Source organism: Amycolatopsis saalfeldensis (assembly GCF_900110575.1).
GTDB lineage: Bacteria > Actinomycetota > Actinomycetes > Mycobacteriales > Pseudonocardiaceae > Amycolatopsis > Amycolatopsis saalfeldensis.
In genome coordinates this window covers 128,152-150,509 of the sequence record NZ_FOEF01000013.1, presented here as the reverse complement: position 1 = coordinate 150,509, position 22,358 = coordinate 128,152, and the positions used below count along the sequence as shown (strand labels likewise).

Here is a 22,358-nt window from a genome sequence, read left to right as displayed (position 1 = left end):
TCGGGTCCAAGACTTTGGATACTAGTGACGTCACGATCATCCGGGAGGGCGGAAATGCGACGCGCACGTGTGGTGGTCACGGTCGGCGCCGTGGTGTTGCTGAGCGTGACCGGGACGGTCGTCGCCGGCGCCGGTCATGGGCTCTCACCTGCGGATTCGTCGTCCGCGAAGCCGTTGCCGCCGGAGCAGCCGGCCGCCGCCGTCGGCGCGCTGTTCCTCGACGGCACCCACTACTGCACCGCCAGCGTCGTGCACAGCGACCACGGCGACGAGCTGCTGACGGCCGCGCACTGCCTGCACGACGGCGAGGGCGGCGACTACCTCACCGGCGTCACCTTCGCGCCCGGCTACCACGACGGCGTCGCGCCGCTCGGCTTCTGGGACGTCGGCGACGAGCTGGTGGCGCCGGGCTGGACGGACGCCTCCGACCCCGATCTCGACTTCGGCTTCGCCACCGCCCACCAGACCGGCTCGACCCGCCCGCTCGAGGCCATCACGGGCTCGAACCGGCTCGGCACGGGCGGCCCGTTCGCGCGGCCCGTGAACGTGACCGGCTACCCGGAGTCCGACGAGGCGCCCGCCGTCTGCAGCACGACTTCGAGCCAGCAGGACGAGCACCAGCTGCGGGTGGACTGCCCCGGCTTCGCCACCGGCACCAGCGGCGGGCCGTGGGTCGCGGACGCGGACCCGGCGACGAAGCTCGGCACGGTCGTCGGCGTGGTCGGCGGTTACGAGTACGGCGGCGACACCGACGACGTCTCCTACTCCAGCTACTTCGGCGACGAGATCGCCGCGCTCTACCGGCAAGCCACCTCGCGGCCGTGAGCGCCGATGGCGGATGATCGGCGGATGAGCGAGCCCGTGCGCGACGTGCCCATCACCGGTGAGCCGATCCGGCTCGGCCAGTTCCTGAAGCTGGCCGGCCTCGCCGAGGACGGCTCCCACGCCAAAGACCTGCTCGACGCCGAGGAGGTCACGGTCAACGGCGAGCTGGAAACCCGCCGCGGCCGCCAGCTCTCCGACGGCGACGTGGTGGCGGTCGGGCACGAGCGCGGCCGGGTCACCCTCGTGAGCTGAGCCCGCCGCGCGTCACTCCACGCTGGTCAGCGGCGGCAGTCCCAGCCCGGCGGCCAGTGAGTCCAGCTCACGGCGCACCGGGGCACTGAGCGGGACGCCCAGCGCGCGGCACTGTTCGAGGTACTGCGCCTCGCGCCAGCCCGGGTAGCGGATCGGCGCGCCGCCCTCCCAGCCGAGCATGCTGCCGAACAGCGCGCTGGCCGTCCGGTAGAAGCCGTCGGCGCTGCGCAGGGTGGTCGGCGCGATCGCCAGCACCAGCAGGCCCATGTCGTGGTCGTGGTCGGCGACGCCGGAGAGCACCCCGGCCAGCACGTCCACCATCAAGGCGAAGCCGGCGAACGCGGGGTTGCGCGCGGCGTCGGCGATGTCGACGTCCAGCACGAACTCCGGGTACGCCCCGGCCGGCGCGGCCATGCCGAGCGGGTGCGCGGGGTGCTCGTCCGCCCCGCCCGCGGCCAGCACCAGGCCGATCATCCCGTGCGGCAGCGCCCGCGCGGCGTGGTGCCCGACGCGGCCGAACGGCCCGACCCCGCGCAGCGAAACCAGCCCGACGCCGAACCGCCCGGCCCGCACGATGGCGCGGTCCATCGCGTCGCCCACGGCCCACAGCCCGGGCGCGCGGCGGTAATCGAGCAAGGCGGCGGCCCCGCGGTCGGCGATCATCAACGGCTCGGCGCGCGGGCGCACGTAACCGCTTTCGACCGCGGCCAGGTGGACGGTGGTGAGTTCGGCGACGCCGGTGTCCGACGAGCCGGTGAGGTCCCCGTGGCACAGCGCCTCGGCGGCCATGCGGGCCCGATACTCGGGAAAGTCGTGCGCCATCAGGACAAGCGAGACGAGCGTGACCAGTTCGTCGGCCGGAACGCGCTGCCAGACCTGCTCGGGAATCGGGGTGTCTTCAGGGGTTTCGGCGGCGGCGGGGCGGGCTTGACGCAACGAACGTGGTCTGAGGGGCACTTCATCGAGACTGCCCAAGCCCGTCTCGCGGCGTCAACGAGGTTGGCCCGTCTGTGTGATGAGGCCTCGAGACGTCCGGAGAGTCCTACCCTGAGGCGCATGTGCCGAAACATCACCACGTTGCGCGGACTCGATCCCGCTGCGACCACGGAGGAGATCGAAGCGGCGGCGCGCCAGTACGTCCGCAAGGTGACCGGCGTGCAGTCGGTTTCGGACGCCACGCGCGCCCCGTTCGAGTCAGCGGTCGCCGAGATCGCGGCCATCACCACCCGGCTGCTGGCCGAGCTGCCGGAGCGCCGCCAGCCACCGCCGACCGTCCCGCCCCTGCGCCGCCCGGAAGTCCGCGCCCGAATGGCGTTGAAGAACCTCAAAACCCCCTAACCAACGGCATGGCGACCGCCGGTGCCAACGCGACCACCGCGGGGGTCCGGGGGCTTGCCCTCCGGGCGGGCCTGGGGTTGCACCCCAGAAGACATGGCGAGAGGCCAACGGTCCGTGCCCTCCGCGGACACACCGCGCCCCGGACTCGAGCGGAAGCGGAGGGATTTGAACCCCCGGTAGGTTTCCCTACGGACGCTTTCAAGGCGTCTGCATTCGGCCGCTCTGCCACGCTTCCCTGCTGGGAAGGGTATCGCGCCCGTTGTCCGGGTCGTGCAGGTGTTCGAGGACTCGGGTGAAGACCGTGCCGACCACCGATTGCTCCTCGGGTGTCAGCAGGTCGATGAGGTGTTCGCGGGCGCCGCGGACGTGGGTGGGGGCCGCCGCGTCGAGGAGGGCCTGGCCGGCGGTGGTCAGCTGGGTCAAGACGCCGCGCTTGTCGTCCGGGTCCGGGGCTCGGCGGACCAGGCCGGCGGCCTCGAGCTTGCTGATCTGGTGCGAGAGCCGGCTCTTGGTCGACCCGAGCTGGTCGGCCAGGTCCGACATCCGCGCCTTCCCGTCGGGCGCGATGTTCAGGCAGACGAACACCTCGTAGTCGGCGAGCGACACCGCGTGACTCTCGGTCAGCTCGCGGTGCAAGCGCTGGCGCAGCCGGAGCGTCGCGACGATGTACGCCTGCCAAGCCTTCTGCTCGACGCCGTTCAGCCAGCGCACGCCCTGGTCGTCGGTCATGCAGGAAGGGTAGAAGGCCGGTTCCGAACACGCTCGGCGCACGCTCCTTTACGGCGTTCAGTGAAAAGTCCGCGGCAGAATCGCCCGAAGGAGGATCACGAAACGGTTGAGACTCGCGCCGAAGAAGCGCATTCTGCTTGCAGCGGATGGGTTGATCAGGTATCGAGGCGAGCCGCCAGTGACGCGCCGGAGCCGGTTTCCCACCCGGGAGAGGCCAGGTGGTGGCGTGGCAGGTGATTTCCGCGGTTGACCGCCCGCTGTATCCCGCGATCGGCACGGCACCGTTCCGGTTCGGTCGCGATGGTGAACAGCAGGACTGGGCTTCCTACGGTGCGCCGGTTTCTTCCTCGCGCATCCGACGTCGCCAGTGGCGTTGTTTCTCCTCGCGGCCTCGGCACCGCGAAGGCAGCGCCGGACGCCGGCCCGGCCGGTGGCCAACCGCCCGGTAACTGAAAATCTCGTGATGACCTGGGTGCGGCCCGCAGCGCAAAGGGCCGCACCCAGTCTTGTGTCGGTCCTGCCCGTTACGCTTCCCCCGTGCGATTCGACGACAACGCGGGGCTGGACACCTCCGAGGTCCAGGACATGCGGGGCAGCGGTGGCGGCGGCGGCGGGATCGGCGGCCGGGTGGCGATCGGCGGCGGCGGGCTCGGCCTGGTCGGCCTCGTCATCTACTTCCTGATGTCCCAGTTCGGCGGGGTGAGCCTCGGCCCGAGCGCCGCGGGCGGGCTGGGGCTGGGCAACCTCGGGTCCGGGCAGCAGGTGGACAGCACCACGCTGGCGCAGAAGTGCCACACCGGCGCGGACGCCAACCGCGACCACGACTGCGCGATCGTCGCCGTGGTCAACTCCGTGCAGGACTACTGGGCGCAGGAGTTCGCGCGCTCCGGCCGGACGTACAAGAAGGCGCCGACCCGTTTCTTCAGCGGCGGCGTCCGCACCGGCTGCGGCAGCGCGACGTCGGACACCGGGCCGTTCTACTGCCCCGCCGATTCGGACGTCTACATCGACCTTTCCTTCTTCGACGAACTCAAGACCCGCTTCGGCGCGCAGGGCGGGCTGTTCACGGAGTCGTACGTGCTCGCGCACGAGTACGGCCACCACGTGCAGAACCTGAACGGCACCTCGAAGAAGGGCACCGGCACCGGCCCGAAGTCGGGCTCCGTCCGGCTGGAGCTGCAGGCCGACTGCTACGCCGGCGTCTGGGCCAACCACGCGTCGACGACCCCGACCGAAAGCGGGCAGCCGCTGGTCCAGGACATCACGCAGGACGACATCTCCCGCGCGCTGGACACCGCCTCCCGGATCGGCGACGACTACATCCAAACCAAGCTCGGCAGCGGGCAGGCCGACCCGTCCAGCTTCACCCACGGCACTTCCGCCCAGCGGGAGAAGTGGTTCACCACGGGGTTCCAGACCGGTCAGCCCGCCCGCTGCGACACCTTCGGGACCAACAACCTCGGGTGACCTACGCGGCGGGAGCCGTCGAGGCGGTGGCGGTGAGCCGATGAACGGCGGCCCGCTGCTTCTTGGCCTTCCCCGGGGCGACGCCGTTCACGCTCTCCGTGCTGGTCGCGTAGACGCCCAGGGCCCAGGCCACTCCGTCGGCGTTGCGCTCCAGCGCGACGCGGTCGATGTTGCCGAGGTTGTCGCACGCCTGGTGGTAACAGGGGTCGAACGCGAGGCCTGCCGTGCCGCCCCACTTGGCGGCCTGCGCGGGGGTCTTCAGCACCTCCGCGCCGGTGTCCAGGCCACCGGCCGGGATGCCGACGGCGATGAACTCGCCGTAGTCCGAGCGGCCGGTGAAGTCCGTGCCCTCCGCCGAAACGCCGCGTGAGGCGAGGTAGTCGACGAAGGTCTGCTCGATCTGGCCCGAGCCGTACGGGCCGGGACCGGAGCCGACGCCGTCCGAGTCGTCGCCGTCGTAGGCGAAGTAGCCGGCGTTGGGTGAGCCGATCATGTCGAAGTTCAGGTACAGCGCGAGGTCCAGCTGCTGCTCGAAGCTCAGCGAGTCCACGTAGTACGTCGAGCCCACCAGGCCGAACTCCTCGGCGCTCCAGAACCCGAAGCGCACGGCGTTGTTCACTTTCGGCTTTCCGCCCAGCTGCAGCGCGGTCTCCAGCAGCGCCGCGGAGCCCGTGCCGTTGTCGTTGATGCCCGGGCCGGCCGGGACGCTGTCGAGGTGCGAACCGAGCATCACGACGTTGTCCTTGCGCCCGGTCTTCGTCTCGGCGATCACGTTGTAGCTGGTGCGCGCCTCCTGGAAGGTCCGCAGCTCCAACGTCACGGTCGCGCCGTCCTTAGCCGCGAGCGCCTGCCCGTCAGCCTGGGAGACGCCGCCGGTGGGGATGCGCGCGCCCGCCGGGTCGCCGAGCGTGCCGTTGAGGGGGCCGGGCTCGTTGTTGGCGACGATCACGCCGATCGCGCCCGCGTCGGCGGCCGCCTGCTGCTTCTGCGCGAACGGGCAGGAACCACGTGACACCAAGGCGATCTTGCCGGTGACGTCGCCGTAGTCGGCGGCCTCGCAGCCCGGGGTGTCGTCGGCGGGGACCACCGCGAGCGGCGCCGTGATGCCGCCGACCGGCGTCGACGGGCTGTACTCCATCGCGGTCACGGGCACGCCGGCGCCGGCCACGACGAGCTTCTCGGCCAGGGTTTCGTTGTAGGTGAACGGAAATTCCTGCCGCGTGACGGTGTAGCCGGCGGCCTCCAGCTTGCCCGCGATGTACTCCGCGGACTTCTTGTGCCCCTCGGTGCTCGCCGCGCGCGTGCCGCCGTTGGTGTCGGCGAACCGCTGCAACGCGACGAGGTGCCGGTTCACGCCGTCCAGCCCGACCTTCTTGGTCAGCTGCTTCGCGAGCGCGAGGTCGTCGCCCTTCGCCGCCGTGGCGGGGGCCGCGCCGAGCGCGAGGGTCACGCACGCGGCCAGCACCACCGGCGGAATGAGTCTCTTTCGGCTTAATAACATGGTTGCTCACCTTTGTTCGCCGTGTCCGTTCCGTCAATGCGGCATTCGGCGGACGGCCTGGCCCGAGGGATACAGTCGGCGCCATGTACGCGATCACGATCCGTGAGCCAGGTGGGCCCGACGTACTCGAATGGACCGAGGTCCCCGACCCCCGGCCCGGACCCGGGGAAGTCCTCATCGACGTCGCCGCGAGCGCGGTCAACCGCGCCGACCTCCTGCAGCGCCAAGGCTTCTACCCGCCGCCGCGCGGGGCGAGCGAAGTGCTCGGCCTCGAATGCTCCGGCGTGATCGCCGAACTGGGCGAGGGCGTCGAAGGCTGGAACGTCGGCGACGAGGTCTGCGCGCTGCTCGCGGGCGGCGGTTACGCGGAGAAGGTCGCCGTCCCGGCCGGCCAGGTCCTCCCGGTCCCGGCCGAGGTGGAAACGCTCGCCGCGGCCGGGCTGCCCGAGGTCGCCTGCACCGTGTGGGCGAACGTCGTGATGCACGCCGGCCTGCACGAGGGCCAGGTGCTGCTGGTGCACGGCGGCGCGGGCGGCATCGGCACGCACGCGATCCAGGTCGGCAAGGCGCTGGGCGCCACCGTCGCCGTGACCGCGGGCTCGGCCGAGCGGCTGGAGAGCTGCCGCCAGCTCGGCGCCGACATCACCATCAACTACAAGGAGCAGGACTTCGCCGAGGTGCTGGCGAAGGAGACCGGCGGCGCGAACGTCATCCTCGACAACATGGGCGCGAAGTACCTCGAGCGCAACGTCGACACCCTGGCCATGGACGGCCGCCTGATCGTGATCGGCATGCAGGGCGGGGTCCAGGGCGAGCTGAACCTCGGCAAGCTGATGGGCAAGCGCGCCAGCGTGTTCGGCGCCGGCCTGCGCGCGCGGCCGCTGGACCAGAAGGCCGCGATCGTCGGCGACGTCCGCGAGCGGCTGTGGCCGTTGGTGGAGCAGGGCTCGGTGGCGCCGATCGTCGGCCAGGTCGTGCCGATGGCCGAGGCCGCGTCCGCGCACCGGATGCTCGAAGACGGCACCGTGTTCGGGAAAGTGCTGCTGGCCGCCAAGTCGTGAGCCGCGGGGGTCAGCGGAGTTCTTCGAGCACCCGCACCAGCTGGTTGATCTCGAAGACGTTGGAGTAGTGCGCGAGCCCGATGCGCACTGCTCCGCCCACCTCGCCGACGCCCAGCGACGCGAAGACGCCGCTGGAGCCGTCGTCCGCGAAGGCGCACAGCCCCTGCGAAGCGAGGTACTCCGCGACTTCCGGCGACTTCTTGCCGGCGACGGCGAAGGCGAGCGCGGGGATCCGGCGCATCGCGTCGCCGATCACCATGATGTGCCGCAGCGAGCGCAGTTCCGTGGACAGCTGGGCCAGCAGCCCGGCGTGGTACGACTTGGCCGAGCCCAGCGACGTCACGAGCCGCTCGCGCCGGGAGCCGGTGGCCGCGTCGTCGAGGCCGGCGAGGTAGTCGATCGACGCGACGAGGCCGGCGAGCAGCGGGTGCGCGTGCGGCCCCAGCTCCAGCCGGGCCGGCCCGCGCGCGCCCGGGTCGAGCGAGACCGACGAGATCCGTTCCAGCATCTCGGGGTCGCGGAACACCAGCGCGCCCACCGACGGCCCACCCCACGCCTGCGCGGACACGACCATCACGTCGGCGCCCAGCTCGGCGAGGTCGAGCGGCACGAACGGCGCCGCGTACGTCGCGTCCACCACCACCAGCGCGCCGACGCGCTTGGCGAACTCGATCACCGTCGGCACGTCCGGCCGGGTCCCGACGGACCCCGAAGCCAGCGTGACGGCGACGGCCTTCGTCCGCGCGGACACCAGGTTCTCGTACTGCCAGGCGGGCAGCTCGCACGTCTCGATGTCGATCTCGCCCCAGCGCACCACGGCGCCCACGCGCTTCGCGGCGCGCTGCCACGGCGCCAGGTTCGCCTGCTCGTCCAGGCGGGAGACCACGACCTCGTCGCCGATCGTCCAGCGCTCGGCGAGTGCGTCGACGAGCCGGCGCAGCATCACGGGCGCGCTCGGGCCGAGCACGACCGAAGCCGGCTCCGCCCCGACCAGATCGGCCACGGCGCGCCGGGCCGCGGTGACAATGCTTTCCGCCCGCTGAGAGGCCGGAAACGCTCCGCCCGGGCCGGAAACCGGGGCACGCATCGCCGTCGACACGGCCGAAGCGACCTGTTCCGGGACGAGCATTCCGGCGGCGCCGTCGAAGTGAATCCAGCCGTCACCCAGAGCGGGGAACAACCCACGGATGCGCGCGACGTCAAACGCCATGGTGGACACCGTACGGACGTGCGGTTTCGCGGTTTCCTCGGGGTTGGGTGGGAGCCGACCTCCACGCCGGATAACCGCTACCCTCGGTCGTGCACCACGAGTCAGCAAACGGGGATGGAGCACATGAGCGAGCCGAACTACCGGGAATCGGGCACAGCCGGTAACGCGGGAGCCGATTCTTCACCCCACGTGATGGTCGTCGGGCCGGACGGGGTCCCGGTCGGCGCTGCCCAGCTGCCGCTCGAGGGCGAAGAGGTCGAGGGCATGGGCGACCTGGTCGAAGAGCCGGCCAAGGTGATGCGCATCGGCACCATGATCAAGCAGCTGCTGGAAGAGGTCCGCGCCGCGCCGCTGGACGACGCCAGCCGCAACCGCGTCCGCGAGATCCACCAGACCTCGGTCCGCGAGCTGCAACAGGCGCTGGCCCCGGAGCTGAAGGACGAGCTGGAACGCCTCGTCCACCCGTTCAACGAGGAGTCGACGCCTTCGGACGCCGAGCTGCGGATCGCGCAGGCCCAGCTGGTCGGCTGGCTGGAGGGCCTGTTCCACGGCATCCAGACCGCGTTGTTCGCCCAGCAGATGGCCGCGCGGGTGCAGCTGGAGCAGATGCGCCGCGGCCTCCCGGCCGGTTCCTCGCCGGCGATGCCGGGCCGGCCTGGTGCCGAGGGGCACGGCCCCGGGATCTCCGGGACCGGCCAGTACCTCTGACGGGCTGTCACAAGGCGCCGAAGAACGTCCGCAGGTCGGCGATCAGGAAGTCGGGCTGTTCCAGCGCCGGGAAGTGGCCGCCGCGGTCGAATTCGGACCAGTGCACGATCTTGTCCGTGCGCTCGGCGAGATGGCGCAGCGGCAGGCCGATGTCGTCGGGGAACACGGCGACGCCGGTCGGCACGGTGCCGGCCGGCACCGGCGCGCCCCACGCGCCTTCGAGGTCGGCGTAGATCCGGGCGGACGAGCCGGCGGTGCCGGTGAACCAGTAGATCGAGACGTCGGCGAGCAGGTCGTCGCGATCGATCACGTCGTGCTCGGCGTTCGAGAACGAGCGGAACTTCTCCGCGATCCACGCCAGCTGGCCGGCGGGCGAGTCGGTGAGGCCGTACGCAAGCGTTTGCGGCTTGGTGGACTGGATCATCGCGTACCCCGTGCCGGTGTATTGGAACGCGCGCGACTTCTCCAGCGACCGCTCCGCCTTGGCCAGTTCGACGGCCGAGAGTCCCTCCAGGTCGGCCTCGCCGCGCGCGACGGCCGTCGGCAGCATCGTCACGTGCGCACCGAGCACCCGCTCCGGGAACTGGACGGCGAGCGCGCGTGAGATCAGCGCACCCCAGTCACCGCCGTGCGTGCCGAACCGCTCGTACCCGAGGCGCGTCATCAGCTCCGCCCACGCCCGCGCACCCCGCGACGGCCCCCAGCCCCGGTCCTTCGTCGGCCCCGAGAACGCGAACCCGGGGATCGACGGCGCCACCACGTGGAACGCGTCCGCGGGGTCCCCGCCGTACGCGCGCGGGTCCGTGAGCGGCCCGATGACGTCCAGGAACTCGACGATCGAGCCGGGCCACCCGTGCGTCAGCATCAGCGGTGTGGCGCCGGGCTCGGGCGAGCGGACGTGCAGGAAGTGGATGTTCGCGCCGTCGATGGTGGTGGTGAACTGGGGAAACGCGTTGATCCGCGCCTCCTGCGCCCGCCAGTCGAAGCCCAGCCGCCAGTACTCGGCCAGCTCCCGCACCGCGTCGACGGGGATGCCCAGCTCCCAGCCGGTGCCCTCGACCTGGTCGGGCCATCGGGTGCTCGCGAGCCGCCGCCCGAGGTCGTCGAGGTCGGCCTGCGGGACGGCGATCCGGAAGGGCGTGAGGTCTTGGGTCATGCGGACCACGCTAGAAGCGATCGAGGACGGAGACGGTCCTCTATCCCCGGAGGTTCAGCCGCGCGGCGACGGCGTCCAGCACCCGATCCGCACCCAGACCGTCCACAGTAGACGAAGCGGCCTTGGCGAGACGGCCGCGCAGCGCGGCGTCCGAAAGCAGCTCTCGCAACGCCGTGGTCACCGAGTGCTCGTCCAGGGTGGACGCGGTGCCGAGGCCCACGGTGAGGCCCAGGTCGAGCGCGGCGCGGTAGCCCGGGGCCTGGTTGTCCACGAGTTGCAGCGCGGCGGTCGGGACGCCGAGGCAGCACAGCTCCAGGAAGGTGACGCCCGCGGCGGTGACCGCGACGTCCGTCGTTGCGAGCAGGTCGAGCAGGCCCGGATGCGGGGCGGCGACGCGGATCGACTGGCCGTCCACCAAGGACGGCAGCACGGGCTCGCCGCGGACGAGCGCGTCGGCGGTGAAGGGCAGCGAAGTGTCGCGAAGGGCGCGTAGCAGCGAGGACACCGTGGACGCCCACTCGGCGCCTCCGCCCAGTACAACGGTGACGTGCGGGGGCGAGCCAGCTGTCCGCGAAGCACGCAGGGCGCGCGTACGCAGGACGACGTCGCGAAGCGCCGTGAACTCGACGCCGCGCAGCAGAACGCCCGAACCGTCCGAAGGCCGCGGCGATGGCGTGAAACCACTGTCGACGACCACGTCCGCGGGCCGTCGGCCGAAGGTGTCGTCCTCGATGGACACCAGCACGGCGCCGGCGGCGTTGACCTCGGCCCGCACGTCGCCCAGGCCGTAGTGGTCGACGAGGACCGCGTCGAATCCGGAGGCCAGCGAAGACACAGGAGCCACCGGCAGCCGCGTCACCGACAGCTCGGAGAAGCGCGAAGCCAGCCACTCCGCGTTGTCCGTGTCTCCGGCGAAGGCAACCTCCCAGCCGCGAGACACTGCGCGCTCCGCGTACGCGACAACCCGCGAGATGTGGCCCGCGCCGATCGTCGGTGAGGCGTCGGCGCGAAGCAACAGCCTCACTGGCCGACCTTCTTCTGTTCGACGTGCGCGTTCAGCGCCACCAAGTCCGGCCGCGAACGCAGCAGCGACACCACGGAACGCCACTCCCCCGGCCGGTCGCCCAGCTCCGCGACGACGGCCGAGATCAGCTCCCAGTCCTCGGCCGTGTCCAGGGTCACCCGCAGGTCTTCGGCCGGCGGGCCGACCACCACCCCGGTGCACGAGTACGGCGAGGGCTGCCGGTAGATCGCGGACGTCACGTGCTCGCGGTCCGGCCCCGAAGCGGACTCGACCTGCTCGGTCAGCACCTCCGCGCGCACCAGCTCCGCGTCGAAGCCGCGCGGCAGGGTCCGGACCAGCGTGGTGCTGACGTAGTCGAGCGAGGGCTCCGCGCGCCACACCGTGGCCAGCCGGCCGATCAGCGCCGGGTCCACCAGCGGGCAGTCGGCGGTGAGCCTGATCACGGCGTCCGCCGGGTGCTGGGCCAGGGCCACGCCGAAGCGCGCGACCACGTCGTCGAGCGGCCCGCGCGACACCAGCGCCCCGCACCGCTCGGCCTCGGATGCCACGGCGTCGTCGTCCGAGGCGTCCGAAGTGGCCACCACGACCTGGTCGACGCCGGGTGCCGACGCCGCCGCGCGCACCACCCAGCCGAGCACGCTGCGCCCGGCGAGCGGCCGCAGCACCTTGCCCGGCAGCCGCGTCGAGGAGGACCGGGCCTGGATCACGGCGTTGACGCCGAGGCCATCACGCATGGGTGACATGATGGCCTGCGGCGACAGCGCCGTTACCTTGAACCCCGAAACGCGGAGGTCACCGATGTCCGAGCTGGATGGCTCCAGCATCCTGCTCACCGGCGGGACCGGCTCCTTCGGCAAGGCGTTCATCGCCCATGCCCTGGCCGAACTCAACCCCAGCCGGCTGGTCGTGCTCTCCCGCGACGAGCTCAAGCAGTACGAGGCGCGCCAGCTGTTCAACGACGACCCGCGGCTGCGCTGGTTCATCGGCGACGTGCGCGACCGCCGCCGCCTCGAGCGCGCCATGCACGGCGTCGACTACGTCGTGCACGCCGCCGCGCTCAAGCAGGTGGACACCGGCGAGTACAACCCGTTCGAATTCGTGCAGACCAACGTGATGGGCTCGCAGAACGTCATCGAGGCCGCGATCGACACCGGGGTCAAGAAGGTCGTCGCGCTCTCGACCGACAAGGCCTCCAGCCCGATCAACCTCTACGGCGCCACGAAGCTGTGCGCCGACCGCATGTTCATCAGCGGCAACCACTACGCGGCCGCGCACGTCACCCGGTTTTCCGTGGTGCGCTACGGCAACGTGATGGGCTCGCGCGGCAGCGTGATCCCGTTCTTCCGCAAGCTCGCCGAGCAGGGCGAGTCGCTGCCGATCACGCACAAGGACATGACGCGGTTCTGGATCACGCTGCCGCAGGCCGTGCGGTTCGTGGTCGACTCGTTCGACCAGATGCACGGCGGCGAGCTGTACGTGCCGCGCATCCCGAGCATGCGGCTGGTCGACCTGGCCCAGGCCATCGCGCCGGGCTCGCCGATGCACGAGGTCGGCGTGCGGCCGGGCGAGAAGCTGCACGAAGAGATGATCGCCCCCGACGACGCGCGCCGGACGGTGCAGCTGCCCGACCGTTACGTGGTCCAGCCGCACCTCGCGGGCTGGGGTTACGAGCCGCCGTCCGACGGACAGCCGATGCCCGAGGGCTTCGCCTACCGCTCGGACAGCAACGACCTGTGGCTCGAGGCCGACGAGCTGCGTGAACTGGTCGAGCAATATGCCTGACGGCAACGCTTTCCTGCCCTATGGCCGCCAGTCCGTCACCGACGAGGACATCGCCGCCGTCACCGAGGTGCTGCGCGGCGACTGGTTGACCACCGGGCCCGCCGTGACCCGGTTCGAGGCCGATCTGGCCGAGCACACCGGCGGCGTGCCGGCCGTCGTGGTCACCTCCGGCACGGCGGCGCTGCACGTCGCGTACGCCGCGGCCGCGATCAAGCCAGGCGACGAGGTGGTGGCGTCGCCGATGACGTTCGTCGCCACCGCGGCCACCGCCGCGCTGCACGGCGCGAAGGTGGTCTTCGCCGACGTCGAGCCGGACACCGGCAACCTCGCGGTGGACGCGGCCGCGGCCGCCGTGACCGAGCGGACGAAGGTCGTCGCCGCCGTCGACTACGCCGGGCACCCCGCCGAGCTGGACGCGCTGGCCGACGTCGCGCACAGCGCGGGCGCGCTGCTGCTGGAGGACGCCGCGCACTCCATCGGCGGCACGTGGCTGGGCCGTCCGGTCGGCTCGATCGCCGACCTGACCACGTTCTCCTTCTTCCCCACCAAGAACCTCACCACGGCCGAAGGCGGCGCGGTCGTCACCGCTTCGCCGGAGCTGCTGGCGCGGGCCCAGGGTTTCCGCAACCACGGACTGGTCCGCGACAAGGCCCGGCAGCGCACCCCGGACGAGGGCGGCTGGCACCAGGAGGTGCACGAGTTCGGGCTGAACTACCGGCTGCCGGACGTGTTGTGCGCGCTCGGCAGCAGCCAGCTCAAGCGCCTGGCGGAGTTCAAGAAGCGCCGCGCCGAGATCCACGCGCGCTACAACGCCGCGCTGGCCGGCGTCGACGGTGTCCTGACCCCGCCGTCCCGGGAAGGCGCGGACCCCGCGTGGCACCTGTACCCGCTGCGGGTGCTGGAAGGCCGCCGACGAGCGCTGTTCGACCACCTGCGGGGCCTCGGCATCGGCGTGCAGGTCAATTACATCCCCGCGTACTGGCACCCGGTGTTCGAGGACCTCGGCTATCGGCGCGGTCTGTGCCCGAACGCCGAGGCGTACTACGAGCAGGAGCTTTCGCTGCCGCTGTTCCCAGCGCTGACGGACATCGACGTCGACCGGGTCCTGGACGGGGTGCGCGGCTTCTTCGGCGCCTGAGCTCTAGATCAGGTCCCAGGTCAGCGCCGTGCCCCGCGCCGCGTCGACGCGGAAGGTGCGGCCCAGGACCGTGGTGATCTCCGCCGGGGCGAGGCCTCCGGCGGGGCGGATGGACCGAACGTTCTCGGTCGTCACCAGGTCACCGGCGCGGACGTCGGCCACGACGTACAGCGAGCGGCGCAGGCGCAGGCCTTCCTTTTCGCTCTCACGCGGGCCGATCACGGCGCGGCCGAGCGCTTCCCACGCGCGGTGGCTCTCCACCACCAGCGACGCCAGCTCGGTCGGCTCCAGGGAGAACTCCGAATCGACGCCGCCGTCCGCGCGGGCCAGCGTCACGTGCTTCTCGATCGCGACCGCGCCCATCGCGACGGCGGCCAGCGGCGCCCCGATGCCCGGTGTGTGGTCCGAAAGGCCGACGAGGGTCCCCGTCACGCCCGCCAGCACGGGCAGTCCGCGCAGGTTGCTCTCCGACGGCGAGGCCGGGTAGCTCGCCGTGCAGCCGAGCACGATCAGCTGGTCGTTGCCCGCGTCACGGGCGGTGCGCACGGCCGCGTCGATCTCCGCGACGCTCGCCATCCCGGTCGAGATGACCAGCGGCTTCCCGGTGCGCGCGCACAGGTCGATCAGCGGCAGGTCGACGATCTCCGAGGAGGCGATCTTGTACGCGGGCGCGTCCAGCGACTCCAGCAGCTCCACCGCCGTCGGGTCGAACGGGCTGGAGAACGCCTCAAGGCCACGCGCGCGGGCGCGGGCGAAGATCGGCTCGTGCCACTCCCACGGGGTATGCGCCTTCTCGTACAGCTTGTAGAGGTTTTCCCCGCCCCACAGGGAATGCGAGTCGCCGATCCGGAACGCCGGGCCGTCGACGTCGATGGTGATCGTGTCCGGCCGGTAGGTCTGGAGCTTGACCGCCTGCGCGCCGGCGTCGGCGATCGCGTCCACGATCGCCAGCGCGCGGTCGAGGTCGCCGTTGTGGTTGCCGGACATCTCGGCGATCACGAACGGCGGGCGGTCCGGGCCGATGAGGTGGGCGCCGATGCGGACTTCGGACATGGGTGACGTCCTCCCGGTGGAACGCGTGCTGGTCACGGTTGAGTCTTACGCAGCCACCGGAAGCCGTCCGCGGCGGGCGCCGACTCCCGGTAGCCCGCGCGCTCGAACAACGCCGCCGAAGCCGCGTTGTCCTGGTGCACCGCGGCCAGGATCGCCCGCACGTCCTGACGTTCGGCCAGCACCCGCTCACCTTCGGTAAGCACGGCGCGCGCCAGGCCACGGCCGCGGCTCGCGGGCGCCAGCGTGATGCTGACTTCCCACTCGCCTGCCGGTTCCCGGTCGAATCGCACGGTGCCGACGGCCTCACCGGCCGCCTCGACCACCAGCAGCAGCCGGTCCGGCGACGCCAGCACCCCGCGCAGCCAGCGCACGTGGTCGTCCAGCGCGATCACGTCCGACGTGCGCGAAGCCGACCGCGTGCGCGGGTCGTTGCGCCAGGCCAGCAACTGCTCCGCGTCCGCCTCCGTGGCGTCGCGCGCGACCAGGCCGGGCGTCACTGAGGCGACGGCGCCAGGTGGTCTTCTTCGAGGCGGCGCAACCGGTCCTCGTACCGGGCGATCCCGGCGAGCCGGATGCGGATCTGCGCGTGCTGGCGCTGGATCTCTTCGATCAGCGAACGCGCTTCGGCCGTCTCGGCGGAATCCGCGCGCGGCACCAGCACCAGCGACTCCCGCAGCGTCTCCAGCTGCGCCTCCTGCGCGGCGATGTGCGGGATGATCCGGTCGAGCTCGGCGCGCGTCCAGCGCAGGTCGCCCTGTGCGTCGCCGAGGCCCTTCTCGGCCCCGTCGAGCCGGCGCCGGTGGTCGGCGGTCGCGTGCTCGAGGTCGTTGACGCGGTGGTTCAGCTCACGGATGACGTCGCGCGTCCGCTCGTCGATGCGGAAGTCGATGAGCCGGGCGAACCGGCCGATCAGGCCGGAGCGGATCTTCTGAACTGCCATGGGGAACGGTTCCTTAGGGGTGTGCCTGAGGGGTTGGCTGCGCTCAGCGCAGGAGAACGGTGTTTCCGGTCTTCGTCCACGAGTCCAGCAGCCTGCCCTCCGCGGCGATCTGGTGTTCGGGGCCGACGATGCAGGAGTCGCCCGCCGCGTGCTCCCAAGCGGTCTGCTCCGGGTTGTCGATGAACGAGAACCCGGTGAGGACCAGCTGCGCGTCGGGGAACGAGGTCCGCGCGATCCAGGCGGCCAGCGTGCCGGTGGTCGACCAGGTCGGCTCCGTGCGCGACGGCAGGCCCAGCTCGTCGGACAGCGGCAGCACCACGTCGCGGTTCGACACCGGCACCGGGCCGAGGTCGGCGGGCCACCAGCCCGGGACCGCTTCGGGCTCCCAGTGCAGCCGCCCCGGCTCGACCAGCAGGTACAGCCGCCGGCGGTAGTCGCGGAAGACGTGGGGGGTGGCTCGCAGCGCGCGGTTGAAGACCACCACGTGCACCTTGCGGCCCGTGGTCTCGGGCCCGTCCGGTTCGTCGACGATGAAGCCGTTCACCCGAATCACGAGGTCACAGTCGTCCACGGCCTTGGCGCGCGCCGGGTCCGGCGGCAGCGGCTGGTTGCCCACCACTGCCACCGACTGTGGGTCGGACCGGTCGGCATACGCCGCGAGGAGATCGACCATCAAGCTCGCCGCACTGAGAGCAGCAGTCATAAGGCAAGAAAGTACCAGGACACCCCTGGTGCCCAGTGCCGTATCGCCCGGTTCGCGCAACGGCTGGGCCGGGGCGGACCGAAGGCGCCGCATCCCATCGGTACCCTCGTCCTCGTGCATGCGACCAGCACGGTTCACGTAGCCGAAGCCGAGGTTCCGACGCCGGTACCGCCTGCGTCGGACCGCAAGACGTTCTCCAAGGCGATCACCGACATCAGGGAGGGTCTCGCCGCCCGCGAGCTGTGGACCCACCTGGGGTGGCAGGACATCAAGCAGCGCTATCGCCGCTCGGTGATCGGGCCGTTCTGGATCACCATCAGCCAGGGCGTCATCGCGCTGGGCCTCGGCCTGCTGTACTCACAGCTGTTCAACACGCCGATCCAGGTGTTCCTGCCCTACCTCTCCACCGGCTTCATCATCTGGGGCTTCATCCAGGGCTGCCTGAGCGAGGGCATGGAGACGTTCATCGCGAACGAGGGGATGATCAAGCAGCTCCCCGCGCCGCTGAGCGTTTACGTGCTGCGCACGGTCTGGCGCCAGATCCTGCTCCTGGCCCACAACCTGATCGTCTACGTCGTGCTGATGGTGATCTTCTTCAGCGCGCTGGACAAGCCGTACTCGCTGGGCAGCAAGGACGGCTTCCCGCCCGCGTCCTGCGCGCCGGGCCTGTTCTGCCACCCGGGGCTGAGCTGGAACATCCTGCTCGCCATCCCGGGCTTCATCCTGCTGGCGCTGACCGCCTGCTGGGCCGCGCTGCTGCTGGGCATCATCTCGACCCGCTTCCGCGACATCCCGCAGGTCATCAACTCGCTGATCCAGCTGATGTTCTACGGCACCCCGATCGTCTGGCCGGTCGACCAGCTGATGACCGGCGGCTCACGCCAGAAGCTCGACTGGATCCTCCCGGTCATCAAGGCCAACCCGCTCTACCACTACATGCAGGTGACCCGCGCTCCGCTGATCGGCCAGGCCGTCAGCTGGACCAGCTGGGCCATCGTCGGCGGGCTCACGATCGTCGGCTGGGCACTGGCGCTCGTCGCCATGCGCAACTACCGCTCCCGCGTCTCGTATTGGGTGTGACACATGGTCAGCATTGACGTCCACAACGCGTACGTCGACTTCCCGATCTTCGACGCCAAGACGCGGTCGATGAAGAAGCGGGTGCTCGGCAAGGTCGGCGGCAAGATCGGCACCGACCAGAAGGTGCCGATCATCGAGGCGCTGCACGACGTGTCGATCTCGCTCAAGGACGGCGACCGCGTCGGCCTGGTCGGCCACAACGGCGCGGGCAAGTCCACGCTGCTGCGGCTGCTCGCCGGGATCTACGAGCCCACGCGCGGCTCGTCCCGGATCACCGGCCGGATCGCGCCGGTGTTCGACCTCGGCATCGGCATGGACCCGGAGATCTCCGGCATCGAGAACATCCTGATCCGCGGCCTGTTCCTCGGCATGAGCGCCAAGGAGATGGAGAAGCGGGTCGACGACATCGCGGAGTTCACCGAGCTCGGCGACTACCTGCAGATGCCGCTGCGCACGTACTCCACCGGCATGCGCGTGCGGCTGGCACTGGGTGTGGTCACCTCGATCGACCCCGAGATCCTGATCCTCGACGAGGGCATCGGCGCGGTCGACGCGGCGTTCCTGAACAAGGCCCGCGACCGGCTCAAGGACCTGGTCAAGCGCTCCGGCATCCTGGTGTTCGCCAACCACTCCGACGAGTTCCTGATGGAGCTGTGCGACACCGCCATTTGGATGGACGAGGGCCACGTGAAGCAGCAGGGCTCGCTCCGTGAGGTGCTGACCGCGTACAAGGGCCGGGACCCGTTCGAGAACATGAGCCAGGAAGGCCTGGAGCGGCTCGGCATCGAGCCCGCGGCGGTCAAGAACGGCGGCGTGTGATGACCGGCGAGACGCAGCAACTGCCCGAAGGCGCCGTCGTCGGTGTCGTGGTCACCCGCCATCGGCGGGAGCTGCTCGCGGACTCGCTGAAGATCATCGCGGCCCAGACCCGCCCGGTCGACCACCTCGTCGTGGTCGACAACGGGCCGGACCAGCCGGCCCGCGACGTCGTCGAGTCGTACCCGCTGCCGTGCACGTACCTGCCTTCGCACCGGAACCTCGGTGGCGCCGGCGGGTTCGCGCTGGGCATGCTGCACGCGTTGTCGATGGGCGCGGAGTGGGTCTGGCTCGCCGACGACGACGGCCGCCCCGCCGACGAGAACGTGCTCGCGATCCTGTTGGAGGAAGCCGAAAAGCGCGGCCTGGCCGAGGTTTCGCCCGTGGTGGCGAACATCGACGCGCCGGCCCAGCTGGCCTTCCCGCTGCGCCGCGGCCTGACCTGGAAGCGGTCCTCGGCCGAGCTGGGCACGGACTTCCTGCCCGGCATCGCGTCGCTGATGAACGGCGCGCTGTTCCGTGCGTCCACTTTGGACGTCACCGGCGTGCCCGACCTGCGCCTGTTCTTCCGCGGCGACGAGGTGGAGCTGCACCGCAGGCTGGTCCGCTCGGGCCTGCCGTTCGGCACCTCGCTGCGCACCACCTACCTGCACCCGGACGGCTCGGACGAGTTCAAGCCGATGCTGGGCGGCAAGTTCCACGCGCAGGACCCGGAGAACGAGGTCAAGCGCTACTACACCTACCGCAACCGCGGCTACCTGCTGTCCCAGCCCGGGATGCGCAAGATCGGCGCGCTCGAGGTGCTGCGGTTCGGGCTGTACTTCGTGGGCGTGAAGCGGGACCCGAAGGCGTTCCTGCAGTGGCTCAAGCTGGTGCGGCAGGGCCGCGCGGAGAAGTTCTACCGCTACTGACGCGCTTGCAGCGAGGCCCCGTCGTTCCGGAACGACGGGGCCTTCCACGTCCGGCAGTTACTCGCCGATGACCGGCGGCGCGCTGCGCAGACCGGAGCCGAAGAGGTCGTCCGGGTCGCTCTCCTCGAGGAACGCCGAACCGTCCCGATCGTCGTCGCCCTCGCTGCGCCAGTCCGCCGCGCCCATGCCGCCGGGACGGCCGGGGGCGCCGCCCATGCCACGGCCCGCGGCCGCTTCGGCGGCACCCATGCCGCCCGGCCGGGCCGCGCCGCCCGAGCCGGCGCCCGGATTGGTCTCCGAGACGCCCTGGCCGGGGCCGAAGGAGCCGCCGCCGCGGCCGACCTTGGTCTCGTGCTCCGACTCGCCGCCGAAGCCACCGCCGCCGCCCATGCCGCCCATCGGCATCGCGCCCATGCCGGCGGCCGAGGACCCGCCCTGGTTGCCGCCCTGCTGCTGGCCGGCCGCGGGGGCGGCGCTGGCCGTGGTGGTGCCGTCCGCGACCGGCAGGTGGCCGGAGCCCGTCATCTGGCCGGGCCCGCTGGCCGTCGCGGCGGCGTGGCCGGCGGCCGCACCGCCGCCCGGGATGCTCACGCTGCTGCCCGTGTCGCCGCCGGTGCCGTGGTGCTGGTCGACCGAAACGTTGCCCGACGGCAGGACGACGTCGGGCTTCGCGGAGCCGCTGACGCCGAACTTCGGCGGCTCGGCGAACACCGGCTGCTTGGACGCCGCCGCGTAAAGCGACTTGTCGTAGCCGGACATCGTCTCGGCGGCCTGCTCGTGCGCGGACCGGCTGTCCTGCTGCTTCTGCAGCGACTTGTCGATGGTGTCGCCCATGGTGAGCGGGTTCGCCGTGGCCCAGGAGTCGAACTCCTCGTCCCAGTTGAACGGGACGGGCTCGGTCATCGCGTTCTTGGCGTTCTGCGCCGCCGTGCCCTGGTCGCCGATGGTCTCCGACGCGAGCTTCGCGTTCTGCGAGTTGACGTCGGCCCACTTGCCGAGGCTGCCGAAGTAGGCCTGCGCGTTCGTCGCCGCCTCGCCCTCCCAGGAGCCCTTCGACTTGGCGACGGCCTCGTTCATTTGCGTGGCGAAGTCCTCGAAGGCCTTGTGCAGGTCGAGGTACGCGGTGGAGACGTCGGCGACCTGACGGGCGTCGAGGTTCGTCTCGACGAAGCTCTTCAGCTGCTCGTGGTCGTGGCCGAGGTAGTCGGCCTCGGAGGGGTTCAGCCCGTGGACGTACTCGAGGTCGCGGTGGGCGGCGGTCGAGTGCACGCTCCCGGCGCCGGTGTTCGTGGTCATGCGGATTCCCTCCGGGCAGCTTCGGTGTCAGGCGGCTTCGGCATCCGTCAGTGCCGGGTCTTCGAGGCGTCGAAGGCCTGGCCCTCGTTGTCGGTGTAGACGCCGGCGGCGCGGGCGAGCGCCTCGTCGGCGTCCTTGAGCACCTGGCCGAACTGCTCCAGCACCACGGTGGCCGAGCCGGTGGCGTCGGCGCCGCCCTTCTGGTCGTGCGCGGCGACTGTGTGGCCGTACGGGTGGCTGCCCAGCTGCGGCGCCGAGGCGAGGATCTGCGTCTCCGCCTTCATGTGGTCCAGCCGGGTGGCCATGTCGGTCAGCGCCTTGCGCAGGTCGCCGAGCGCCTCGCCCGAGATGGTGAACCCGCCGGACTTCGCGGCGTCCACCAGTTTCGTGGTCTCGGCCGTGACGGCCGTGATCGTCTGCGAGTTCAACCCGCCGGCCGCGAGTGCGTTGGTCGCCTGTCCAGGGTCCGCCACAGAGCTCATGACCGGCAGTCTACTGACCTTCGCCGCCCGGGTCAGCCGTTTCAGGAATAGCCCTCGAGCTGCGTATACAGCTGCTGGGCGAGGCGCGCGTTGTCGGCCGGGGCGTAGGTGAGCCAGCGCTGGCCGTCGTCGGCGTTGCGGGTGCTGAGCAGGTAGCGGCCGGCCTCGGTGTCGAACCAGGCGAGCGACGGGAGGGTCGTTTCCCGGCCGTTGCCGCCCCGGACGTGCACGGTGAACTCGCCGACGCTCGTACGCGGCTTCTCGAAGATCCGCTCGACGGCGCGTAGCTGCGGGTTGTGCGCGCGCGGCGCTTCGACGCCCGCGAACGGGTTGTATCCCTCGCTGCGACGAGCCTGCTTCACGGGCCGCGAGATGGTCACGGACTGGCCGGGCGCGGCGGGCGTCAGCGGGAGCAGGTCGACGATCGCGGGGACGATGCCCGTCGGACGGGTCTCTTCGAAGACGAGCAGGTTGCCGTCTCGCTTGACGAGCACCGCGTACGCGCCGTTTGTCGCCACGCGGGCGAAGAGCTGCTCATCGTCCAGCTTGGCTGCCGCGGTCACGGCGAGGTCGGAGCGGGCGAACGTCGCCAGCGCCAGCTCGACGTCGTCGTCCAGGCGGCCGCGGCGGATCAGGCCCCGGCTGTCGAGGTCGCGGTGCACGGCCTCGCGGACCTGCTGCCGCTGCTCGGTGGTGGTGCCCACGTGCGGGACCACGAACGGCACCGGCGCCCGGCCGAGCGAAAGCTGTTCGAGCAGGAGGTCCACCGCCGCCAGCGACAGCGAGAACGAATACGGCATCGCCCATCCCTTGCCCTCGGTCCGATTGCGAGGGGAACCGTATCCGACGCCCGCTCCATGCTGCAGGCCGACGGTCAACTGCTCTG

Annotated in this window: 25 protein-coding genes and 1 tRNA gene; 11 read left to right on the top strand and 15 right to left on the bottom strand. The window is 71.2% G+C overall.

The features are described from left to right. Positions 1 to 54: 54 nt before the first annotated feature. Together BMY97_RS27225 and BMY97_RS27220 are read left to right on the top strand one after the other, a co-directional pair. Positions 55 to 825 carry a trypsin-like serine peptidase gene (locus BMY97_RS27225; RefSeq protein WP_091621603.1) on the top strand — a complete coding sequence of 257 codons (771 nt, stop codon included), beginning with the start codon at positions 55 to 57 and terminating at the stop codon, positions 823 to 825. 24 nt (positions 826 to 849) lie between these two features. After that, a complete protein-coding gene (locus tag BMY97_RS27220) occupies positions 850 to 1,077 on the top strand; it encodes an RNA-binding S4 domain-containing protein (protein ID WP_091621601.1) in 228 nt (75 codons plus the stop codon). Positions 1,078 to 1,089: 12 nt separating this feature from the next. Here the strand turns inward: BMY97_RS27220 and BMY97_RS27215 are convergent, their stop codons facing one another. Further along, positions 1,090 to 2,034 (bottom strand): Ldh family oxidoreductase, encoded by a 945-nt coding sequence (locus BMY97_RS27215; RefSeq protein ID WP_177231574.1) that lies wholly within the window; start codon positions 2,032 to 2,034, stop codon positions 1,090 to 1,092. Positions 2,035 to 2,133: 99 nt separating this feature from the next. Between BMY97_RS27215 and BMY97_RS27210 the strand changes: the two genes are divergently transcribed. After that, on the top strand, positions 2,134 to 2,415 hold the full coding sequence (locus tag BMY97_RS27210) for a DUF2277 domain-containing protein (RefSeq protein ID WP_091621595.1): 282 nt from the start codon (positions 2,134 to 2,136) through the stop codon (positions 2,413 to 2,415). A gap of 150 nt (positions 2,416 to 2,565) precedes the next feature. Here BMY97_RS27210 and BMY97_RS27205 read toward each other — a convergent pair. Beyond that, a tRNA-Ser gene (locus tag BMY97_RS27205) sits at positions 2,566 to 2,650 on the bottom strand. Then, positions 2,614 to 3,144: a MarR family winged helix-turn-helix transcriptional regulator gene (locus BMY97_RS27200; RefSeq protein ID WP_091621593.1), complete on the bottom strand. Its 531-nt coding sequence runs from the start codon at positions 3,142 to 3,144 to the stop codon at positions 2,614 to 2,616. Before BMY97_RS27200 ends, BMY97_RS27205 begins: the two co-directional genes overlap by 37 nt. 537 nt (positions 3,145 to 3,681) lie before the next feature. Here BMY97_RS27200 and ypfJ point away from each other — a divergent pair. Next, positions 3,682 to 4,611: a KPN_02809 family neutral zinc metallopeptidase gene (ypfJ, locus tag BMY97_RS27195; protein WP_091621590.1), complete on the top strand. Its 930-nt coding sequence runs from the start codon at positions 3,682 to 3,684 to the stop codon at positions 4,609 to 4,611. Between the two features lies 1 nt (position 4,612). Here the strand turns inward: ypfJ and BMY97_RS27190 are convergent, their stop codons facing one another. Next, entirely contained in the window at positions 4,613 to 6,112 is a 1,500-nt protein-coding gene (locus tag BMY97_RS27190) for a M28 family metallopeptidase (protein ID WP_091621587.1), read from the bottom strand. An 83-nt stretch (positions 6,113 to 6,195) separates the two neighbouring features. On the opposite strand from BMY97_RS27190, the gene BMY97_RS27185 reads away from it, so the two are divergent. After that, positions 6,196 to 7,173 (top strand): NAD(P)H-quinone oxidoreductase, encoded by a 978-nt coding sequence (locus tag BMY97_RS27185; protein WP_091621585.1) that lies wholly within the window; start codon positions 6,196 to 6,198, stop codon positions 7,171 to 7,173. 10 nt (positions 7,174 to 7,183) lie between these two features. On the opposite strand, the gene BMY97_RS27180 is transcribed toward BMY97_RS27185, so the two are convergent. Beyond that, positions 7,184 to 8,383, bottom strand: a complete 1,200-nt coding sequence (locus tag BMY97_RS27180; protein ID WP_091621582.1) for a cysteine desulfurase-like protein — start codon at positions 8,381 to 8,383, stop codon at positions 7,184 to 7,186. A 114-nt stretch (positions 8,384 to 8,497) separates the two neighbouring features. On the opposite strand from BMY97_RS27180, the gene BMY97_RS27175 reads away from it, so the two are divergent. Beyond that, a complete protein-coding gene (locus BMY97_RS27175; RefSeq protein WP_091621579.1) occupies positions 8,498 to 9,091 on the top strand; it encodes a bacterial proteasome activator family protein in 594 nt (197 codons plus the stop codon). A gap of 7 nt (positions 9,092 to 9,098) precedes the next feature. On the opposite strand, the gene BMY97_RS27170 is transcribed toward BMY97_RS27175, so the two are convergent. From BMY97_RS27170 to BMY97_RS27160, 3 genes are read right to left on the bottom strand one after another with little or no spacing between them, the layout of a single operon-like run. Continuing rightward, positions 9,099 to 10,247 (bottom strand): epoxide hydrolase family protein, encoded by a 1,149-nt coding sequence (locus tag BMY97_RS27170; RefSeq protein ID WP_091621576.1) that lies wholly within the window; start codon positions 10,245 to 10,247, stop codon positions 9,099 to 9,101. 40 nt (positions 10,248 to 10,287) lie between these two features. Beyond that, on the bottom strand, positions 10,288 to 11,271 hold the full coding sequence (locus BMY97_RS27165; RefSeq protein ID WP_091621574.1) for a PseG/SpsG family protein: 984 nt from the start codon (positions 11,269 to 11,271) through the stop codon (positions 10,288 to 10,290). Beyond that, positions 11,268 to 12,005: a cytidylyltransferase domain-containing protein gene (locus tag BMY97_RS27160; RefSeq protein ID WP_091621571.1), complete on the bottom strand. Its 738-nt coding sequence runs from the start codon at positions 12,003 to 12,005 to the stop codon at positions 11,268 to 11,270. The genes BMY97_RS27165 and BMY97_RS27160 overlap by 4 nt, the downstream gene beginning before the upstream one ends. A 64-nt stretch (positions 12,006 to 12,069) precedes the next feature. On the opposite strand from BMY97_RS27160, the gene pseB reads away from it, so the two are divergent. Together pseB and BMY97_RS27150 are read left to right on the top strand one after the other, a co-directional pair. Beyond that, positions 12,070 to 13,053 (top strand): UDP-N-acetylglucosamine 4,6-dehydratase (inverting), encoded by a 984-nt coding sequence (gene pseB / locus BMY97_RS27155; protein WP_091621568.1) that lies wholly within the window; start codon positions 12,070 to 12,072, stop codon positions 13,051 to 13,053. After that, positions 13,046 to 14,191 carry a DegT/DnrJ/EryC1/StrS family aminotransferase gene (locus BMY97_RS27150; protein ID WP_091621565.1) on the top strand — a complete coding sequence of 382 codons (1,146 nt, stop codon included), beginning with the start codon at positions 13,046 to 13,048 and terminating at the stop codon, positions 14,189 to 14,191. The genes pseB and BMY97_RS27150 overlap by 8 nt, the downstream gene beginning before the upstream one ends. 3 nt (positions 14,192 to 14,194) lie before the next feature. On the opposite strand, the gene pseI is transcribed toward BMY97_RS27150, so the two are convergent. The 4 genes from pseI to BMY97_RS27130 are packed head-to-tail and all read right to left on the bottom strand — an operon-like array spanning position 14,195 to position 16,857. Then, positions 14,195 to 15,244, bottom strand: a complete 1,050-nt coding sequence (gene pseI, locus BMY97_RS27145; RefSeq protein ID WP_091621563.1) for a pseudaminic acid synthase — start codon at positions 15,242 to 15,244, stop codon at positions 14,195 to 14,197. A 32-nt stretch (positions 15,245 to 15,276) separates the two neighbouring features. Further along, complete coding sequence (locus tag BMY97_RS27140) at positions 15,277 to 15,741, bottom strand: GNAT family N-acetyltransferase (RefSeq protein WP_245787516.1); 465 nt, start codon at positions 15,739 to 15,741, stop codon at positions 15,277 to 15,279. Then, positions 15,738 to 16,184, bottom strand: a complete 447-nt coding sequence (locus BMY97_RS27135) for a hypothetical protein (RefSeq protein ID WP_091621560.1) — start codon at positions 16,182 to 16,184, stop codon at positions 15,738 to 15,740. The genes BMY97_RS27140 and BMY97_RS27135 overlap by 4 nt, the downstream gene beginning before the upstream one ends. Positions 16,185 to 16,227: 43 nt before the next feature. Next, a complete protein-coding gene (locus BMY97_RS27130; protein WP_091621557.1) occupies positions 16,228 to 16,857 on the bottom strand; it encodes a hypothetical protein in 630 nt (209 codons plus the stop codon). Between the two features lie 144 nt (positions 16,858 to 17,001). Here BMY97_RS27130 and wzm point away from each other — a divergent pair, with 144 nt between their 5' ends. The 3 genes from wzm to glfT1 are packed head-to-tail and all read left to right on the top strand — an operon-like array spanning position 17,002 to position 19,694. Further along, the gene (wzm, locus tag BMY97_RS27125) at positions 17,002 to 17,967 is read left to right on the top strand and encodes a galactan export ABC transporter permease subunit Wzm/RfbD (protein WP_091621555.1); all 966 of its coding nucleotides are present in this window, start codon (positions 17,002 to 17,004) and stop codon (positions 17,965 to 17,967) included. Between the two features lie 3 nt (positions 17,968 to 17,970). After that, the gene (wzt, locus tag BMY97_RS27120; RefSeq protein WP_091621552.1) at positions 17,971 to 18,786 is read left to right on the top strand and encodes a galactan export ABC transporter ATP-binding subunit Wzt/RfbE; all 816 of its coding nucleotides are present in this window, start codon (positions 17,971 to 17,973) and stop codon (positions 18,784 to 18,786) included. Beyond that, the gene (gene glfT1, locus BMY97_RS27115; protein ID WP_091621550.1) at positions 18,786 to 19,694 is read left to right on the top strand and encodes a galactofuranosyltransferase GlfT1; all 909 of its coding nucleotides are present in this window, start codon (positions 18,786 to 18,788) and stop codon (positions 19,692 to 19,694) included. Before wzt ends, glfT1 begins: the two co-directional genes overlap by 1 nt. 57 nt (positions 19,695 to 19,751) lie before the next feature. Here the strand turns inward: glfT1 and BMY97_RS27110 are convergent, their stop codons facing one another. From BMY97_RS27110 to BMY97_RS27100, 3 genes are read right to left on the bottom strand one after another with little or no spacing between them, the layout of a single operon-like run. After that, a complete protein-coding gene (locus BMY97_RS27110; protein WP_245787515.1) occupies positions 19,752 to 20,990 on the bottom strand; it encodes a hypothetical protein in 1,239 nt (412 codons plus the stop codon). Between the two features lie 47 nt (positions 20,991 to 21,037). Continuing rightward, positions 21,038 to 21,472 carry a hypothetical protein gene (locus tag BMY97_RS27105; RefSeq protein WP_091621547.1) on the bottom strand — a complete coding sequence of 145 codons (435 nt, stop codon included), beginning with the start codon at positions 21,470 to 21,472 and terminating at the stop codon, positions 21,038 to 21,040. Between the two features lie 41 nt (positions 21,473 to 21,513). After that, positions 21,514 to 22,272, bottom strand: coding sequence for an ESX secretion-associated protein EspG (locus BMY97_RS27100; RefSeq protein WP_091621545.1), 759 nt, complete (start codon positions 22,270 to 22,272; stop codon positions 21,514 to 21,516). Between the last annotated feature and the right edge of the window lie 86 nt (positions 22,273 to 22,358).

Excerpts from the sequence above, each read along its gene's own strand:
- BMY97_RS27160 (WP_091621571.1), bottom strand. The coding sequence starts at position 12,005 with ATGCGTGATGGCCTCGGCGTCAACGCCGTGATCCAGGCCCGGTCCTCC.
- BMY97_RS27200 (WP_091621593.1), bottom strand. The coding sequence starts at position 3,144 with ATGACCGACGACCAGGGCGTGCGCTGGCTGAACGGCGTCGAGCAGAAG.
- BMY97_RS27185 (WP_091621585.1), top strand. The coding sequence starts at position 6,196 with ATGTACGCGATCACGATCCGTGAGCCAGGTGGGCCCGACGTACTCGAA.
- BMY97_RS27220 (WP_091621601.1), top strand. The coding sequence starts at position 850 with ATGAGCGAGCCCGTGCGCGACGTGCCCATCACCGGTGAGCCGATCCGG.
- BMY97_RS27175 (WP_091621579.1), top strand. The coding sequence starts at position 8,498 with ATGGAGCACATGAGCGAGCCGAACTACCGGGAATCGGGCACAGCCGGT.
- pseB (WP_091621568.1), top strand. The coding sequence starts at position 12,070 with ATGTCCGAGCTGGATGGCTCCAGCATCCTGCTCACCGGCGGGACCGGC.
- BMY97_RS27190 (WP_091621587.1), bottom strand. The coding sequence starts at position 6,112 with ATGTTATTAAGCCGAAAGAGACTCATTCCGCCGGTGGTGCTGGCCGCG.
- glfT1 (WP_091621550.1), top strand. The coding sequence starts at position 18,786 with ATGACCGGCGAGACGCAGCAACTGCCCGAAGGCGCCGTCGTCGGTGTC.
- BMY97_RS27135 (WP_091621560.1), bottom strand. The coding sequence starts at position 16,184 with ATGGCAGTTCAGAAGATCCGCTCCGGCCTGATCGGCCGGTTCGCCCGG.
- BMY97_RS27210 (WP_091621595.1), top strand. The coding sequence starts at position 2,134 with ATGTGCCGAAACATCACCACGTTGCGCGGACTCGATCCCGCTGCGACC.
- BMY97_RS27110 (WP_245787515.1), bottom strand. The coding sequence starts at position 20,990 with ATGACCACGAACACCGGCGCCGGGAGCGTGCACTCGACCGCCGCCCAC.
- pseI (WP_091621563.1), bottom strand. The coding sequence starts at position 15,244 with ATGTCCGAAGTCCGCATCGGCGCCCACCTCATCGGCCCGGACCGCCCG.
- BMY97_RS27100 (WP_091621545.1), bottom strand. The coding sequence starts at position 22,272 with ATGCCGTATTCGTTCTCGCTGTCGCTGGCGGCGGTGGACCTCCTGCTC.
- wzt (WP_091621552.1), top strand. The coding sequence starts at position 17,971 with ATGGTCAGCATTGACGTCCACAACGCGTACGTCGACTTCCCGATCTTC.
- BMY97_RS27180 (WP_091621582.1), bottom strand. The coding sequence starts at position 8,383 with ATGGCGTTTGACGTCGCGCGCATCCGTGGGTTGTTCCCCGCTCTGGGT.
- BMY97_RS27170 (WP_091621576.1), bottom strand. The coding sequence starts at position 10,247 with ATGACCCAAGACCTCACGCCCTTCCGGATCGCCGTCCCGCAGGCCGAC.
- BMY97_RS27105 (WP_091621547.1), bottom strand. The coding sequence starts at position 21,472 with ATGAGCTCTGTGGCGGACCCTGGACAGGCGACCAACGCACTCGCGGCC.
- BMY97_RS27150 (WP_091621565.1), top strand. The coding sequence starts at position 13,046 with ATGCCTGACGGCAACGCTTTCCTGCCCTATGGCCGCCAGTCCGTCACC.
- BMY97_RS27225 (WP_091621603.1), top strand. The coding sequence starts at position 55 with ATGCGACGCGCACGTGTGGTGGTCACGGTCGGCGCCGTGGTGTTGCTG.
- BMY97_RS27130 (WP_091621557.1), bottom strand. The coding sequence starts at position 16,857 with ATGGTCGATCTCCTCGCGGCGTATGCCGACCGGTCCGACCCACAGTCG.